15 protein-coding genes are annotated in these 16,993 nt (G+C 54.1%); 1 reads left to right on the top strand and 14 read right to left on the bottom strand.

All coding sequences use genetic code 11. The annotated features are described in order from the left end of the window. The first annotated feature begins 21 nt into the window (after positions 1-21). A complete protein-coding gene (locus M2374_RS19090; protein WP_181688832.1) occupies positions 22-2,799 on the top strand; it encodes a glycoside hydrolase family 3 N-terminal domain-containing protein in 2,778 nt (925 codons plus the stop codon). 50 nt (positions 2,800-2,849) lie between these two features. Here the strand turns inward: M2374_RS19090 and emrB are convergent, their stop codons facing one another. From emrB to M2374_RS19020, 14 genes are all read right to left on the bottom strand, one after another. After that, a complete protein-coding gene (emrB, locus tag M2374_RS19085; protein WP_115257648.1) occupies positions 2,850-4,388 on the bottom strand; it encodes a multidrug efflux MFS transporter permease subunit EmrB in 1,539 nt (512 codons plus the stop codon). Positions 4,389-4,404: 16 nt separating this feature from the next. Then, positions 4,405-5,577 (bottom strand): multidrug efflux MFS transporter periplasmic adaptor subunit EmrA, encoded by a 1,173-nt coding sequence (emrA, locus tag M2374_RS19080; protein ID WP_096755997.1) that lies wholly within the window; start codon positions 5,575-5,577, stop codon positions 4,405-4,407. Between the two features lie 130 nt (positions 5,578-5,707). Next, a complete protein-coding gene (gene mprA / locus M2374_RS19075; protein WP_096755998.1) occupies positions 5,708-6,238 on the bottom strand; it encodes a transcriptional repressor MprA in 531 nt (176 codons plus the stop codon). A gap of 90 nt (positions 6,239-6,328) precedes the next feature. Next, a complete protein-coding gene (ygaH, locus tag M2374_RS19070; RefSeq protein WP_096755999.1) occupies positions 6,329-6,664 on the bottom strand; it encodes an L-valine transporter subunit YgaH in 336 nt (111 codons plus the stop codon). Beyond that, complete coding sequence (locus tag M2374_RS19065) at positions 6,654-7,391, bottom strand: AzlC family ABC transporter permease (RefSeq protein ID WP_115257649.1); 738 nt, start codon at positions 7,389-7,391, stop codon at positions 6,654-6,656. Before M2374_RS19065 ends, ygaH begins: the two co-directional genes overlap by 11 nt. Before the next feature lie 122 nt (positions 7,392-7,513). Further along, positions 7,514-8,698: an MFS transporter gene (locus M2374_RS19060; protein WP_181491048.1), complete on the bottom strand. Its 1,185-nt coding sequence runs from the start codon at positions 8,696-8,698 to the stop codon at positions 7,514-7,516. 200 nt (positions 8,699-8,898) lie between these two features. Continuing rightward, entirely contained in the window at positions 8,899-9,894 is a 996-nt protein-coding gene (gene proX / locus M2374_RS19055; RefSeq protein WP_181688833.1) for a glycine betaine/L-proline ABC transporter substrate-binding protein ProX, read from the bottom strand. A gap of 69 nt (positions 9,895-9,963) precedes the next feature. Continuing rightward, a complete protein-coding gene (gene proW / locus M2374_RS19050) occupies positions 9,964-11,028 on the bottom strand; it encodes a glycine betaine/L-proline ABC transporter permease ProW (RefSeq protein WP_146717380.1) in 1,065 nt (354 codons plus the stop codon). Next, positions 11,021-12,223 carry a glycine betaine/L-proline ABC transporter ATP-binding protein ProV gene (gene proV / locus M2374_RS19045; protein ID WP_096756003.1) on the bottom strand — a complete coding sequence of 401 codons (1,203 nt, stop codon included), beginning with the start codon at positions 12,221-12,223 and terminating at the stop codon, positions 11,021-11,023. The genes proW and proV overlap by 8 nt, the downstream gene beginning before the upstream one ends. Positions 12,224-12,577: 354 nt before the next feature. Continuing rightward, positions 12,578-13,537: a class 1b ribonucleoside-diphosphate reductase subunit beta gene (nrdF, locus tag M2374_RS19040; RefSeq protein ID WP_135911535.1), complete on the bottom strand. Its 960-nt coding sequence runs from the start codon at positions 13,535-13,537 to the stop codon at positions 12,578-12,580. 10 nt (positions 13,538-13,547) lie between these two features. Further along, positions 13,548-15,692 carry a class 1b ribonucleoside-diphosphate reductase subunit alpha gene (nrdE, locus tag M2374_RS19035; RefSeq protein ID WP_259155688.1) on the bottom strand — a complete coding sequence of 715 codons (2,145 nt, stop codon included), beginning with the start codon at positions 15,690-15,692 and terminating at the stop codon, positions 13,548-13,550. Next, a complete protein-coding gene (nrdI, locus tag M2374_RS19030; RefSeq protein WP_135911537.1) occupies positions 15,665-16,075 on the bottom strand; it encodes a class Ib ribonucleoside-diphosphate reductase assembly flavoprotein NrdI in 411 nt (136 codons plus the stop codon). Before nrdI ends, nrdE begins: the two co-directional genes overlap by 28 nt. Then, positions 16,072-16,317, bottom strand: a complete 246-nt coding sequence (gene nrdH, locus M2374_RS19025) for a glutaredoxin-like protein NrdH (RefSeq protein ID WP_115257654.1) — start codon at positions 16,315-16,317, stop codon at positions 16,072-16,074. Before nrdH ends, nrdI begins: the two co-directional genes overlap by 4 nt. 225 nt (positions 16,318-16,542) lie before the next feature. Further along, on the bottom strand, positions 16,543-16,974 hold the full coding sequence (locus tag M2374_RS19020) for a carboxymuconolactone decarboxylase family protein (RefSeq protein ID WP_117343197.1): 432 nt from the start codon (positions 16,972-16,974) through the stop codon (positions 16,543-16,545). Positions 16,975-16,993 lie beyond the last annotated feature (19 nt).

Raw genomic sequence — 16,993 nt, 5'->3', positions numbered from 1 at the left:
TGGACACAGGGCTTCTCAATTATGCATTTGAATTTTATGGGTAAACCGCTTGACGGGTTTAGCGAGTTTGCCACGATTGTTGCGGCACAAGGGGCGGTACTACTTAAAAATGATCATGCGGTGCTTCCCCTGCGCCCTGAGGATACTATTGCGCTGTTTGGGCGCACGCAGATTGATTATTACCGCAGTGGGACAGGGTCGGGCGGGGCCGTTAACGTTGTCGCGCAATGTCACTTACTACAGGCTTTGCGCGAACGCTGTTCTGCACGGTTAAACCCCGTGCTGGCGCAGAAGTATGAGCAATGGGTCGGTGAAAATCCGTTTGATAACGGCGGCGGCGGTTGGGCACAGGAACCCTGGTTTCAACAAGAGATGCCGCTGCAGGAAGGCGAAGTGGCGCAGGCGAAGACGATATCGCAAAAGGCCGTTGTGGTTATTGGTCGAACCGCTGGAGAAGATAAAGACAATGCCGATGTTGCTGGCGGATATCGACTGACCCCTGACGAATTTTCTCTGCTGGCCTGCGTCTGTCGTCACTTTAACGATGTGATAGTCGTACTCAATATTTCTTCTATTATCGACATGTCGTGGGTTGAGACCCCGGAATTACGCGGGCGAATTGGGGCGATACTATGCGCCTGGCACGGTGGTGCGTTTGGCGCACAGGCCGTCGCCGCGTTATTGTGCGGCGAGATCACGCCCTGCGGAAAACTGACCGACAGTATTGCGTACTCACTGGAGGATTACCCCTCTGCCTCCTGCTGGGGAAGCGACAGACAGAATATTTATCAGGAAGATATTTATGTCGGTTATCGTTATTTCGAAACGTTTTGCCCTCAGCGCGTGCAGTATCCCTTTGGCTTTGGGCTTTCCTATACGTCATTTACCCTTGAGGTTATCTCTGCGGAGGTGATTACCGATCCCCTCAGCTTTCAATTAAGCGTTGCGGTGCAGAATACGGGCGAAACCTGGGCGGGGAGTGAGGTTGTTCAAGTCTATCTGCAAGCACCGCAAGGCGCGCTGGGTAAGCCCTCGCGCGTGCTGGTTGCCTTTGGTAAAACCCATCTCCTGCAACCGGGAGAGCGTGAAATTATTGGTCTGGCGATCCCTGGCGAGCGTCTGACATCGTGGGATGACAGCGGGGATAGCGGTCATCCGCACTGTTGGTTACTGGAAGCGGGCGGGTATTGTTTGTTCGTCGGTAACAGCGTGCGTGACCTCCAGCCGGTTAGCTTCGCGGGGCGTGAAGAGCTCATCGTGCCATCCGTCCAGGTTTTCTCCCGCCATGAACAGGCGCTGGCGCCCAGCGTGGCGTTCTCCCGCCTACGGCCTGGTCGTCATCAACAGGGGAGCTGGTTAGAGGCATGGGAGGACACGCCGCGCCGCTCTTTCTCCTTACGCGATCGTATCTTATCGCGTTTACCTCCCGCGCAGCCGTTGACCGGCAACAAAGGCATCCATTTCAGCGATGTTGTGCAAGGCCATCGTTGTCTGGAGACATTTCTGGCCCAGCTTTCCGTGGAGGAATTGGCCTGTCTGGTGCGCGGAGAGGGGATGTGTAGTCTCAAAGTGACGCCCGGCGTGGCATCTGCATTTGGCGGAGTGACCGACAGTCTGCGAGAAAAAGGGATACCCGTGGCGTCTACGGCGGATGGTCCATCGGGTATCCGCATGGATAATGGCGCAAAAGCCACGTTGCTTCCCAGTGGGACGTTGCTGGCCTGCACATGGGATCCGGTGCTGGTTGAGCGCCTGTATATGATGGAAGGAAAGGAGCTACAGCAAAATCACATTGATGTTCTGCTGGGGCCGGGTCTGAATATTCACCGTCATCCACTGAACGGGCGCAACTTTGAATATTATTCGGAGGACCCTTTAGTGACAGGCATGATGGCTGCTGCGATGACGCGAGGTATTCGCGCTGGCGGGGGCATTGCGACGCTGAAACATTTTGCCTGTAACAGTCAGGAGTTTTCCCGCGCCCAGGTTGATGCGGTGGTCTCGGCCAGGGCGTTACGTGAAATTTATCTGAAGGGATTTGAATATGCCGTCAAACACGGTGGCGCGAGTGCGGTGATGACCGCCTATAACCCCGTCAATGCGCACTGGTCTGCTGCGAATTATTGCCTGAACACGACAATATTACGCGACGATTGGGGATTTCAGGGCATTGTGATGACGGACTGGTGGGCAAAAATGAACGATCCTGTCACTGCGGGGGAGGCGAGTGTTAACAACACGGCGGCGATGATCCGCGCGCAAAATGACCTCTATATGGTGGTCAATAACAACGGTGCGGAGATTAATGCCGGTGATGACAATACGCTCTCAGCGCTGGAGGACGGAACGCTGACGCTGGGGGAACTGCAACGTTGTGCCCGCAATATTCTGAGTTTTCTCCTGTCTACGCAGGTAGCTAAACGGGGAGACGTGCCGCGGGTAACCAGGGCTAAATTCCATGCGGATGCTATGCTGGCGGATAGGGGAGCTATCAAGGTAGCGTCGGTATCACGGCTGCGCTACAGCGGAGAGAGGGTGATTAGCCTTGAGAAGGATGCGACCTACGATCTGCTGCTCAGCGCGTCATCGGCGGGGCTGGCGTTAGCCCAGACTGGATGCAACTTACTGCTCAATGGCTGCGTGGTCGCCACGATCCAGACCCACGGGGCGCTGGGGAAGCAGATTACGCAGAAGCTATGCCGCATCGATATGACGGCGGGTAACTATCTGTTGCAGTTTGAGGCGACCAAACCGGGCATGGTGATCGACTGGCTTGAGTTCAGACAGGTAACGGATTAGCAATCTGGTATGTAATAAAAAGGGATCCGCAGATCCCTTTAAACATCGAGTTAGTGCGCTCCACCGCCGCCGCCGCCCGCGCCGAATGGCGGTTTGGCGAACCACACCAGGCTGAGCAGTAGGATGAATATCCCCGCCGACATCCAGAAGATTTCGTTGGCGGAAATTATCAGCCCCTGGTTGGTAATTTGCTGCGCTAGCCAGCCGGAGGCCTGCTGCTGGGTCATCCCAAGATCCTGCAACTGGCTATACATCGCCTGTGCATTAGGATTGTAGGGGTTTACTGACTCCGTCAACTGCGCGTGATGTAGCGACTCACGGCTAGTCCACATCGTTGTGGTAATCGATGTGCCGATTGAGCCTGCCAGCGTTCGCGTAAAGTTAGACAAGCTTGACGCCGCTGCCAGACGCTCAGGCGGTAAGCCAGACAGCGTGATGGTGGTCAGTGGCATAAAGAAGCAGGCTACGGCGAACCCCTGAATAAATTGCGGCCAGGCCGATGCGCCAAAATCCATACCGGGTTCGAACGTCCACGCGCGCCAGTAGAAACAGACGGCATACATAATAAAACTAAACGTGACCAGCCGACGCATATCCAGCTTGTGGGCGAAACGACCAATAATCGGCGACAGGATCACCGGAATTATCCCCACCGGTGCGGAGGCCAGGCCTGCCCAGGTCGCTGTATATCCGTAGACCTCCTGCAACAACTGCGGCAGCAGGACGATAGCGCCGAAGTAGAGCATATAGGCCAGGCTGATACACAGGCAGCCGATGGTAAAGTTTCGCGACTTAAACAGCGAGAGATCGACAATCGGGTTATCGTCGGTAAGCTCCCAGACAATCAGGAAGCTAATGGCTACCACGGCGACGACCGTCAGGATAATTATCTCCTGCGAGGCGAACCAGTCCAGCTCTTTACCGCGATCGAGCATAATCTGCAAACTGCCGATACCAACAACCAGCAGCGCCAGACCAATAGCGTCAATGCGTCGCTGTTCGGTACGGGTTTCCCGGCCGCGCAGGGTTTGTAGCGTCATCAACACCACCACCGCCCCGATCGGCACGTTAATGAAGAATATCCAGCCCCAGTGATAGTTGTCGCTGATATAGCCTCCGAGAATCGGGCCACAAATAGGGGCGACAATCACCGTCATCGACCACAGCGCGAGGGCGATAGACCGTTTGGCGGGCGGATAGTTATTCAGTAACAGGCTTTGTGAAAGCGGAATTAATGGACCGGCGACAATCCCCTGAATCACGCGGAAGAAAATCAGCATGGTCAGGCTGTTGGACATCCCACACGCCCAGGACGCAATGACAAAGCCGATGGTGGACCACATGAACAGCTTTACTTCGCCAAAGCGTTTGGCCAGCCAGCCGGTGATCGGAATGGAGATAGCATTCGCCACCCCGAAAGAGGTGATCACCCAGGTCCCCTGGCTCAATGAAGAGCCAAGGTTCCCGGCAATAGTGGGGATCGCCACGTTAGCAATGGTGGAGTCCAGCACCTGCATGAATGTCGCCAGTGACAACGCGATCGTCATAATGACGAGCTGCGCGCCTTCCAGCGGTTTTTGCTGTTGCATCACACGCACCTTTGAATTAGCCCGCGTTGGCCCGCACGATCTCTTCGATCATTTTATTGACCGGAGCAAGGTTGATTTCTCGAGCATTACTTTCTGCAACCGGCGTCGTACGCACCTGGCTTGCCAGAATCTGTCCGTCACGATTTTGGGTATCGACCGTTACCAGCGTAGACAGGCCAATACGCAGTGGATGTTGCGCTAACTGCTGGGCATCCAGTTCAATACGCACGGGCAGACGCTGGACGACTTTGATCCAGTTACCGGTTGCGTTCTGTGCTGGCAGCAGCGAGAAGGCGCTACCGGTCCCCATATCGAGGCCGACAACCTTACCGGTGTATTTCACGTCATCGCCGTAAATATCACTGATCACCGTTGCCGGTTGGCCGATGCGCATATGCGCAAGCTGGGTTTCTTTGAAGTTGGCGTCCACCCACAGGTTGGTGGCAGGGACAACGGCCATCAGCGGTGTGGTTGGGCTAATCTGCGCGCCAGGCTGCACGGCACGACGGGACACGTAGCCGGTCATCGGGCTAACAATTTTGGTACGTTCCAGCGCCAGCCAGGCATTACGCACTTCGGTGGCCGCTTGTTGCACGGCAGGCTGGTCTTCAAGCTTACTGCCGAGGATCATCGCCTGGTTGGCATTGTATTGCTGTATTGCGACATCAAGCTGAGCCTGCGCGCTGGCAACGGCATCACGCGCATGTTGCAGTTCTTCGCGACCGATCAGGTTAGCATTTCCCAATGGGACGCGGCGATTAAAGTCGCTTTGTGCCTGCGCCAGGGCGGTTTTCTGCACCTCAATGCTGGCCTGAAGCTGCTTGCTGTTGATCATCAACTGGTGCGTCTGGCGCACGCTGGAGGCCAGAGCGGTCTTGGCTTTTTCAAGCGCCTGCTTAGCGTCCGTCTGGTCGAGGGTCACCAGCACGTCGCCTTGTTTGACATAGTCAGTGTTATCAGCCCAGACTTTCGTCACGCTGCCTGATACCTGCGCCATGATTTGAACCTGGTTCCCTGCCACGTACGCATCGTCTGTCTCTTCGACATGACGCAGTACTAAAAACCAATAAATCCCATATGCCACGGCAATGATAATAAAGAGCAAGGTCAGAAGCAGCAGCATACTTTTACGTTTGCCATTCTTCTTGACCGGTTGCTGCGGGGTTTGAGTCTCCGCATTTGCGCTCATGTTGTTCTCCACGATCTTATTTTTTTTCACATCGGCTGAGCCGACCTGTTTATCAGAAAGGCCAGCAGGGTGACCTGCTGGCCTGTCGGTTTTTCATTTATCAATCTGGATTTTTGAGCGTGTCGGCGCGTTAACGCAGCGCGTCGAGTACCGTGCCATCCTGTTCCATCTGATCAAGACGGGTCAGAAGCTTGCGGGTGATGTGCTCAAGCTGATCTTTTTCTGTGGTGCTAAGAGATGACCAGAGCTGATGCAGACAGTTATGCTGAGGCGGTAATACCTCTTGCAAGAATGCATGGCCTTTCTCGGTCAACTGTAGATGCAGGCAGCGGCGATCGTTATCGCTTTCGCGACGCTCGATCCAGCCACGTTTTTCTAACTCATCCGCGATACGCGTGGCGTTAGTCCGCGACGAACCCAGTGCGCAACTCAGTTCAGAAGGCTGAATACTGTGGTTTTCCTGAGACTCCAGCGTAATCAACGCCATAAACAACGTCTCGTTAATCCCTTGAGCTTTCAGCATTTTATTGCGGTTTTCCAGCAGCTTGCCCTGCATGTGCATGCAAAGACGAGTCAGAAGAACTTCCTGGTAAGGGAATTCTTCGTAGCGGCTGGCGCGAAATTTTAGCATTTGTTCAATGGGCGTAAACGAACTATCCATTTGGGTATAACCTCATTAATTTCAGCCGATATAGTAACGACAGTGACAAATAAAGTAAATGTATTATTTATTTAAAATGATTATTTTTACCTATAAAACAACCCACATTTTCCAGGCTAATCCGTAGCCCAGAGCACTCAGCAATGTCGGAATGATGATGCTGCGGGTCTTAAAATAGCTTGCGCCCAGTACAACAAACCCCACCAACGTTGGCACAAACCGACGAGCGTCGTGCATAACTTCAGGTGCGGTAGACACCACCAGTAGGGCGCAAATTGATGCTATGCCAATGGTGTCGAGTAAAATGCCGGTTGCGCCGCGTTTTGTCGGGCGAACATTTCCCACCCCCAGACGCAGCGGTAAATAACGAAAGCAGTAGTTGACGCCGCCAACCAGCAGGCCAAGCAGCAGAACCTCATAACTCATCAGGCGCCCCCTGCCAGAATGACTGGATAAGCGCCGTCAGACATCCGCAAACAATGCCAGCGAGTATGGCGGCAGGAATAGAAAAAAACGTCACGCCCGCCAGTGCTCCGCCGAGTGCCGCGGTCACACACAGCGACTGTTTACGCTGAAATGACGCGAGCAGAAAACTCATAAACAGCGCCGGGAGCATAAAACCTAGCGCCGCTTCGACCGCCGGAAAATCCTTCAGTAAGCCACTGCCGGAGAATGCGCCAATAATCGTACCGAATACCCAGGAAATCCAGGCACATAGTGCGATCCCCATCATCCAGTTCTCACTCCAGCGGCGATTGTCCCGCACCAGCTTCGCCGTTGCGGCGGCAAACACTTCATCAGTGAGGCCAAAGGCCCACACTGCGCTTTTAGGTTTACTGAGTCGTTGGGCGATGCGGCTGCGCAGGGAAGGGCCATACAACACATGGCGTACGTCCATGGCCATCACGGTGAGCGCGGCGACCCATAGCGAACTGCCCGCGGCAAGCATGGTAGTGATGACGAACTGGCTGGCACCGGCATAGATAATGCAGGAGAAAAAGACGCTTTCGACGGGCGTAAAGCCCAGACGAGTGGCATTGAGACCAAATGCAAAGGCGACCGGAATATAGCTGATGACGATCGGCAGACTGTCTTTGAATCCTTCCGTTAAGGTTGCCGGGCTGGGGTCTGACTGGGGAACAGGGCTTTCCATAGGATTATAGGCTTCATTACCGAAATTTAAATAACCTGGCTCAATGAGTTATAACCTTAGCAGACTGATGAGCTCCTTAACACCCTGAGGAGCTCAATCAGCGGCAAACACGCGCGATACGCTTAAATTACGGCTTCCTGGCGGTGAAAACCTCGCCACCAGACCAGCAGGTTGAGTACGGCAACGGTCGATCCTGCCAGACAAACGCCAGCCCAGCCGGCATGCTGCCAGGCAGAGGCTGAAATCAGTGAACCTGCCGCCCCGCCAATAAAATAGCTGGTCATATAGCCGGCGGTCAGTCGGTTACGCGCATCCGGGTGAATGCGGTAAATAACCGTCTGGTTGGTGATATGCACGCCCTGAACGGTGAGATCCAGTACCAGAATGCCAATTATCAGCATCGGTACTGACGTATGACCCAACCAGATTGCCAGCCAGGAGAGCAGCAGTAACAACAGACCTAATGTCGTGGTGAGATGGGATTTGCCCTTATCAGCAAATCCACCTGCAGGACGAGCGCCGAGCGCACCGGCGGCACCGGCCAGACCAAACAGGCCAATCATGCCTTCTGAATAGTTAAACGGCGGTGCCGCTAGCAAAAATGCCATTGATGTCCAGAGAATACTAAAGTTGGCAAACGTCAGGCAGCCCAGCATCGCCCGGGTACGTAGCAGTTTATCGTGGATAAACAGGCTGAAGACCGAGCCTAACAACTGTGGATAGTTGAGATGGGTTTCTGATTTCATCTTCGGCAGTCCGCGCCATAGCGCGATAGCCATTAGCGCCATCAGCACCGAGGCGACCCAAAATACCGTGCGCCAGCCGCCGAGATTCGCCAGCAGCCCGGCCACGGTACGAGCCAGTAAAATCCCCAACAGCAGACCGCTCATAATGGTGCCGACAACTTTGCCGCGTGTCTCCGGCGTGGCGAGTGTGGCCGCCAGCGGAACCAATATTTGTGCTACGACGGAAAACAACCCGGTCAGTGCCGTGCCGAGGATCAGCATGCCCAACGACTGGCTGCTGGCGGTAATCAACATGCCGCCAGCGGCGAGTAACGTCATGGACACGATAAGCCCCCGCCGCTCAAACATATCGCCAAGTGGTACCAGAAACAGTAGGCCCGCGGCGTAGCCAAGCTGTGCCGCGGTGACGATAAAGCCTGCGGTACTGGCAGATAATGAGAAGTTGCGCGCGATGGTATCGAGCAGCGGCTGGGCGTAATAGTTACTGGCGACGGCGAGACCCGTGGCGATGGACATGAGCAGGATCAGCGATCGGCTAAGTCCCTGAGAGGAATTTGTCATTGTTTTCAGCTGAATAATGGATTTCTGAAACAATCATAACGGAAGTGGATAAATGTTGCTGATTTGTTAGGTGATGGATTGTGCGGTTTCGGGCGGGTGAAGAGCTGCGTGCCGGATAAGGCGCATTGCGCCACCATCCGGCATTGGTGTGGTTACTTACTGTGTCTGATGGCGCTACGCTTATCAGGCCTACGAGTGGGTTATTTCTGCGCAGCTAACGCGTCTTTTACCCAGCCGTCGAACTGCTGCTGGTGGGCTTTGATCCAACCGTCAACGTGACCCTGCACATCGGCTTCGGAAGCTTTGCCCTCATGCATCATCGCGTTCTGTGCGTTGATGTCCGCCAGTGGCAGCTTGATGATGGCAAACAGCTTCGCCGCGGCCGGGTTTTTCTCTGCCCATGCCTTGTTGGCAACGATATGCATGGTGTTGACCGGGAAGCCGTAGTTCGCGCCGTTTGGCAGCTTGGTGTCAATGTCTTTCTGCTCACCCGGCAGGGAAGAGAACGGCACCTGCAGCCAGACCACGTCTTTGCCCGGCTTCATCACGTCGCTCACCCAGTATGGTGTCCAGGTGTAGTAGAGAATCGGTTTGCCTTCTTTAAAGCGCGTGATGGTGTCAGCCATCATCGCCGCGTAGTTGCCGTGGCTGACGTCGACCGTTTTTTCCAGATCGAAGGCTTTATTCTGGTGGTTTATGACCGCTTCGCAGCCCCAGCCTGGTGAACAGCCCATCATGTCAGCTTTACCGTCGCCGTTGGTATCAAAGATTTTGGCAATCTTTGGGTCTTTCAACTGGGCGATATTGGTGATTTTGTACTGCTCAGCGGTTTTTTTGTCGATCAGATACCCCTGTGCAGCCCCCGTCACGAATACCCCTTCGCGATAGAACTTTTTGTCTCCGCCCGCGGCGGCGTACATGTCGTCATGCAGTGGCTGCCAGTTCACGGCGGTAAAGGTGGCATCGCCAGAAGCAATAGAGGTGTAGCCGACGTTGTAATCAACTTCGCTGGCTTTGTTGACGGTATAACCCAGTTTTTCCAGCGCACGAGCGACCAGCTGTGTCTGGAACGATTCTTCAGAGATCGTGCTCTGGATAGGTTGCACGGTAATGCCTTTGCCCGGCAGGTCGGCAGAGAAAGCGCTGGTGGAGACAAGGGTGGCAAACGCTGTGGCAAAAAGTACGGTATGTCGCATCGTTATTCCTTTAATTATTGGAGGGACGTGCAGGCCCGGTAAGCGCAATACCACCGGGCAACAGATGAATTACTTAGTGAAAGGGCGGGTGATAAGCCCAACAGGGCCGGTGGTGTACCAGCGACGGTTACCCCGGCTGCGCGAGTCGCGACCGACGGCCTGCGTCAGGCGGTCCAGAATGATGGCGAGGATCACAATCCCAACCCCGCCAACGGTAGCCAGCCCCATATCGAGGCGCCCGATACCGCGCAGTACCATCTGACCCAATCCACCGACGGCGATCATCGAGGCGATGACGACCATGGAAAGCGCCAGCATCAGCGTCTGGTTAACCCCCGCCATAATGGTGGGCATCGCCAGCGGCAGCTGGACTTTAAACAGCATCTGACGCGGGCTGGCACCAAAGGAGCGAGAAGCTTCAATCAGATCGGCTGGCACCTGGTTAATACCCAGAATGGTCAGACGCACAATCGGTGGCAGGGCGAAGATAATCGTCACCACGACGCCCGGCACGTTACCAATGCCGAATAACATCACAATCGGCACCAGATAGACGAACGCAGGCGTGGTTTGCATGGCATCGAGCAGGGGACGAACGATCTTTGCCGCACGCGGACTGCGCGCCAGCCAGATCCCCATCGGTAAACCGATTAGCACACAGAACAGCAGCGCGGTCAGCACCAGCGCCAGGGTGATCATCGCCTGTGACCAGGCGCCAATCGCGCCAATCGCGACCAGTGAAATCAGCGTGGCAACGCCCATCCCGATGCCGGAAATCTGCCAGGCGATTAAAGCGAAAAGAATAATCGCCACCGGCGCAGGCATCCCCAGCAGCAGTTGCTGGAAGCCGTTGAGAATGTAATCTACCGGGACACGAATGCCCTGGAAGACGGGACGAAAGTGGGTCACCACCCAGTCGATCCCTTCGGTGACCCAGCTATCGAGCGGGATCAGCGTTTTATGGAACGGATCCATAATATTGAAATGCTCAGGTGCTGGCGCGGGCGCGCTGGTCAGCCAGTCTGCGCTACCGCCGTCGGCAGGCGCGCTTGACGCGGTGCCCCAGGCATCAGCGGATTGTGCAGCGCTATCGGCTGCTGGTGTCGTGTCCCACGGATTTGTTTGATCAGTCATTGTTTGCCCCCTCGCGATCTAAAGCCTGTAGCAGCATGCGTTTGGAAATAATGCCCACATACTGATGTTCCTCATCGACAACCGGTACCGCGCACGGTGCTTGCCCGACATGAGAAAGCAGCTCGCTCAGCGGCGTTTTCGCCTCTACGGCTAACGGTTCGTCGATCAGTGCGGCTTCAATACCCTGCGCCTGACGTAAGGCGGTTTTTAATGAGTCGATGGAGACCACGCCAACAAACTTGTTTCCGCGTTCAATCACGTAACCAAATTCACGATCTTTATCCTGCAATAATTGCAGTGCCGAACGTGGGCCAATCCCTGGTGTTTTACGAATTAAGCCTTCAGGGCTACGACGGGAAATATCTTTCGCGCTGAATACCTGGCTAATATCAACACCACGGAAGAAGGTGCGCACATAATCATTGGCCGGGTTATTCAGGATTTCATCCGGGGTACCGACCTGCACCACTTCACCATTTTGCATAATAGCGATGCGATCACCAATGCGCATGGCTTCGTCGAGATCGTGGGAAATAAAGACCACGGTTCTCTGATGCTTTGCCTGCAGTTTTACCAACTCATCCTGCATCTCGGTACGAATTAAAGGATCGAGCGCAGAGAAGGCTTCATCCATTAATAAGATGTCAGGGTTAATGGCTAATGCGCGGGCGAGACCGACACGCTGGCGCATACCACCGGAGAGTTCATCCGGGTATCCGTGAGCGTAATTCTCAAGCCCAACCTGGCGGAGCGCATCCAGCGCTTTTTCACGACGTTCATCCGCAGCAATACCGGCTAACTCCATACCGAAGGCCGTATTGTCGAGTACCGTCATGTGCGGCATTAGGGCAAAGGACTGGAATACCATCGCAATCTTTTTTCTGCGCACCTCGCGAAGCTCGGCATCGGATATCCTGGCGATATCCACGCCGTCAATCAGTACCTGCCCGCGGGTGGGTTCAATCAGGCGATTGAGAAGGCGTACCATTGTGGATTTACCCGAACCGGATAATCCCATGATGACAAATATCTCGCCTTCTTCAATGGCCAGACTGGCGTCTTTAACGCCAAGCGATAGCCCTGTTTTTTCCAGAATCTGCTCTTTTGAAAATCCTTTTTCAATATATTTGAACGCTCTCTGGGGATGCTCGCCAAATATCTTATAGAGATTTTTAACTTCTAATTTAATTGCCATGCAATAGAATTATTCCTGTTATTTGTTTATATCGATATAGTACCTGGTGAAAATAGTTATCTTTTTCTACCCTAACATACTGAGAATCTGAGACAACCCTGAATTTGGTTGTGGCATGAATATTGCCAAAGGCCAGATGGCGAGATTTCCCGTGATATAAGGGCTGAGCGTGGATGAAACTTCTTTGATATTTTTTGTAAATGGCAGTAAAAAGTCGCCTGAATTGTTGAAACTCAGGCGAATAATGCGGCTAATATTGAGTGTAGATCACACAATGATATTTGTGTGATAAAAATGTGATCCCGTTAAAATATTAACGCGAAAAGTGTAGGGTATTTTCCGCGAAAATGAGATCTAGAAATTCCAGTCGTCGTCTTCAGTTTCGACGGCTTTCCCCATCACGTATGACGAGCCTGAACCGGAGAAAAAATCATGGTTTTCATCGGCGTTGGGCGACAGCGCGGCAAGGATTGCTGGGTTAACATCCGCCATTTCCACCGGGAACAGGGCCTCATAACCCAGGTTCATCAAGGCTTTATTGGCGTTGTAACACAGGAACGCTTTCACCTCGTCGGCCCAGGCGGTTTCGGCATACAACACTTCCGTGTAGTGAACTTCGTTATCGTACAAATCCATCAGCAGATCGAGGGCAAAATTCTTCAGTTCCTCACGAGCAGACAGTGAAATATGCTCCAGCCCCTTTTGATATTTATAACCAATGTAATAACCGTGAACTGCTTCATCACGAATAATCAGACGGATGAGATCGGCGGTATTGGTCAGCTTACCGCGGCTGGAGAAATACATCGGCAGCCAGAAGCCGGAATAGAACAGGAACGATTCCAGAAATACGCTGGCAATTTTCTTCTTCAGTGGATTATCGCTGGCGTAATGCTGCAAAATAATCTGCGCTTTGCGTTGCAGCGCGGCATTTTCCTCACTCCAGGCGTAGGCCGCATCCACATCTTTGGTCTGGCAAAGGGTGGAGAAAATAGAGCTGTAGGAACGAGCGTGCACCGCTTCCATAAAGCTGATATTTGACAACACCGCTTCTTCATGTGGGGTTAATGCATCCGCCATCAGCGCGGGCGCGCCGGCAATATTCTGAATGGTGTCGAGCAGAGTCAGCCCGGTAAAGACGCGAATGGTGAGCTGCTGCTCGGCGACGCTCAGCGTTTGCCAGGCGGGAATATCATTCGACAGCGGGACTTTTTCCGGCAACCAGAAATTACTGGTCAGCCGGTTCCACACCTCCAGATCTTTATCATCCTCAATTTTGTTCCAGTTGATGGCGCTCACGCGGTTTAGCTTCATCCTGCTCTCCTTACAGCGCGCATGACACGCAGCCTTCAATTTCAGTACCTTCCAGCGCCAGCTGGCGCAGTCGGATGTAGTACAGCGTTTTGATGCCTTTTTTCCACGCGTAGATTTGCGCTTTGTTGATATCGCGGGTGGTGGCGGTGTCCGGGAAAAACAACGTCAGCGACAGCCCCTGATCGACGTGTTTGGTTGCCTCGGCGTAGGTATCGATGATTTTTTGCGGGCCAATCTCGTAGGCATCCTGATACAGCGCCAGATTTTCGTTGGTCATAAACGGGGCAGGGTAATACACACGCCCCGTTTTACCCTCTTTGCGAATCTCCACCTTAGACACAATCGGATGAATACTTGAGGTGGCATGGTTGATGTAGGAGATGGAGCCGGTTGGCGGCACCGCCTGTAAATTCTGGTTATAAATACCGTAGCGCATTACATTCTCACGCAGCTGTGACCACATTTCACGCGTCGGCAGCGTCACACCGCGGGTGGCAAACAGCGCGCGGACTTTCTCGGTTTTTGGCTGCCAGTCGCCGCTTAAATAGCGATCAAAATACTCGCCACTGGCGTAGCGCGACTGGTTGAATCCGGCAAAGGTCTGGCCACGCTCTTTGGCCAGCAACATGGAGGTATGCAGGGCATGCCAGGTGACGGTGTAGAAATAGAGATTGGTGAAATCCAGCCCCTCCGCTGAACCATAGGCAATACCTTCGCGCGCCAGATAGCCATGCAGGTTCATCTGCCCCAGCCCAATCGCGTGCGAAGCGCTGTTCCCGGCTTCAATCGATGGAACGCTGCGGATGTGGCTCATGTCGGAGACGGCGGTTAAGCCGCGAACCGCTGTTTCAACGGTGCGGCCAAAGTCCGGCGAATCCATGGTGTGGGCAATGTTCAGCGAGCCGAGATTGCAGGAGATATCGCGTCCAATCTGCGCGTAGTCGAGGTTTTCATCGTAGGTTGAGGCGCTGTTGACCTGCAAAATTTCCGCGCACAGGTTGCTCATGTTGATGCGACCGGCAATGGGGTTGGCGCGGTTCACCGTGTCTTCAAACAGGATGTAGGGGTAGCCGGACTCAAACTGGATTTCCGCCAACCGCTGGAAGAAGTCACGGGCGTTAATGTACCGCTTGCGCACGCGTGCGTCGGCGAGTAACTCGTCATAGCGTTCGCTGACGGCGATGTCGCTAAACGGTTTCCCGTAAATACGCTCCACGTCATAGGGGGAGAACAGCGCCATCTGTGCATTCTCTTTTGCCAGACGGAAGGTAACATCCGGGATCACCACGCCGAGTGACAGCGTTTTAATGCGAATTTTTTCATCGGCGTTTTCGCGCTTGGTATCGAGAAAGCGCAGAATATCCGGATGGTGCGCGTGCAGATACACCGCGCCCGCGCCCTGTCGCGCGCCCAGTTGGTTGGCATACGAAAACGCATCTTCCAGCATCTTCATCACCGGGATCACCCCGGAAGACTGATTTTCAATACGCTTAATCGGTGCCCCGGCTTCGCGCAGGCTGGAGAGCAGAAACGCCACGCCGCCACCGCGTTTGGAAAGCTGCAGCGCCGAATTTACCGCCCGACCAATGGACTCCATATTGTCTTCAATACGTAACAGGAAGCAGGAGACCAGCTCGCCGCGCTGGGCTTTGCCGCAATTAAGGAAGGTTGGCGTGGCGGGCTGAAAACGCCCGGCGAGCATATCCTCGGTGAGTCGCAGGGCAAGCGTCTCATCACCCTGTGCCAGCGTCAGCGCCACCATCGTCACGCGATCGGCAAAATCCTCGAGGTAGCGTTTACCGTCAAAGGTTTTCAGCGTATAGCTGGTGTAATACTTCCATGCGCCGAGAAAGGTCTGGAAGCGAAACCCGCTGGCGTGAGCGTGGGCAAACAGCTTCACCACGAAAGCGCGATTGTAACGGGTTAAAACGCTTTCGTCGTAATAACCTTCGCTTACCAGCGTATCCAGACGCGCGTCCTGGCTGGCAAACACCACCGAGTTGGGCTGCACGTGATTTGTCATAAACGCGTCCACCGCCTGATGGTCTTTCTCAAACTGAATACGCCCGGCGTTATCGTACAGATTCAGCATGGCGTTAAGTGCGTGATAATCCAGCGTGGGCTGAACTACGCGTTCTGCGGTTGTTGTTGCCAAAATTCGCTCACTCCTTTTCGCACGTTGTCGATGTCGCCTGGCGTCCCCATCAGCTCAAAGCGATAGAGCCACGGCACGGCGCATTTTTGTGAAATTACGTCACCCGCGCGGCCGTAGGCGTCGCCGAAATTACGATTGCCAGCGGCGATGACGCCGCGAATTAACGCCCGATTGTGGGGATCGTTTAAAAAGCGGATCACCTGTCGCGGGACCGCGCCTGCCGTACCGCCGCCGCCGTAAGACGGCACGACTAAAATGTAAGGTTCGTCTACCTGGATCCGCTCGCGTTCGTTAAGCGGAATTCGCACGGCGGGCAGCCCCAGACGCTGTATAAAACGATGGGTATTTTCAGAGCTGCTGGAGAAGTAGACGAGGGTGCTCATGTGTTGGCCACATGGGGCTGCGGACGCAGACGATTGATCATGTCCGGGCGAAATCCTGACCAGCGGGTTTCCCCTGCTACCACCACCGGTAATTGGCGAAACCCCTGCTCGCGCAGGGTTTCTGCCAGCTCGGGTGCCAGATCGACATTGATCATCTCGACGTCAAGCCCACGGCCTTCCATCGCCCGTTTCGTGGCGTGGCACTGAATACAGTTATTGCGAGTGTAAATAATAATACGCATGATTCGTATTTCCATTTGTGGGTGTAAAAGCGGCGCTATAATGGCGTCGGGTTGTGTGTGTCGTGATGTAATCAATACTAGATGTAGTTTATAAAAGATTCAACCATACAAGATATGGGATTTTAGAGTGGTAAGGGGCCGGGAGATGAGTGTGGCGGAGGGCGGGGTATGTAGCATTACGGGTTGCCGGATAAGGTGTTTCCGCCGCCATCCGGCACCACAGAATTACATGCGCATGCCTACTGCCAGACGGTTAAAGCAGTTCATCAGGCTAATGGCGAACGTCAGATCGCTTATTTCTTTGGCGCTAAAATGGTTCAGCAGCGGCAAATAAACGTCGTCTTCGGCGTGCGTCGAGGCGATGTGGGTAACGGATTCGGCCCATGCCAGCGCTGCGCGTTCCTGATCACTGAAATGGTGGCTGACGCGCCATCCTGCCAGCGCATCCAGTTTGGCCTGCTCTACGCCAGACTTACGCAGGGCTTTACTGTGCATTTCCAGACAAAACGCGCAGCCGTTGATTTGCGAGACCCGCAGGTAAATCAACTCCGTCAGTGTAGGCTCCAACGCGCAGTTTTCCAGCGCTTTGCTGGCCTGAACCAGAGCGTTATAGATTTCAGGGCTAAGTTCATAATAGGGCTGGCGTAACATCGTCATGGTATTTCTCCTCGTTTGG

Source organism: Citrobacter sp. JUb117, assembly GCF_024809055.1.
Classification (GTDB): Bacteria; Pseudomonadota; Gammaproteobacteria; order Enterobacterales; family Enterobacteriaceae; genus Citrobacter; species Citrobacter gillenii.
This window is presented reverse-complemented; position numbering and strand designations above follow the sequence as displayed.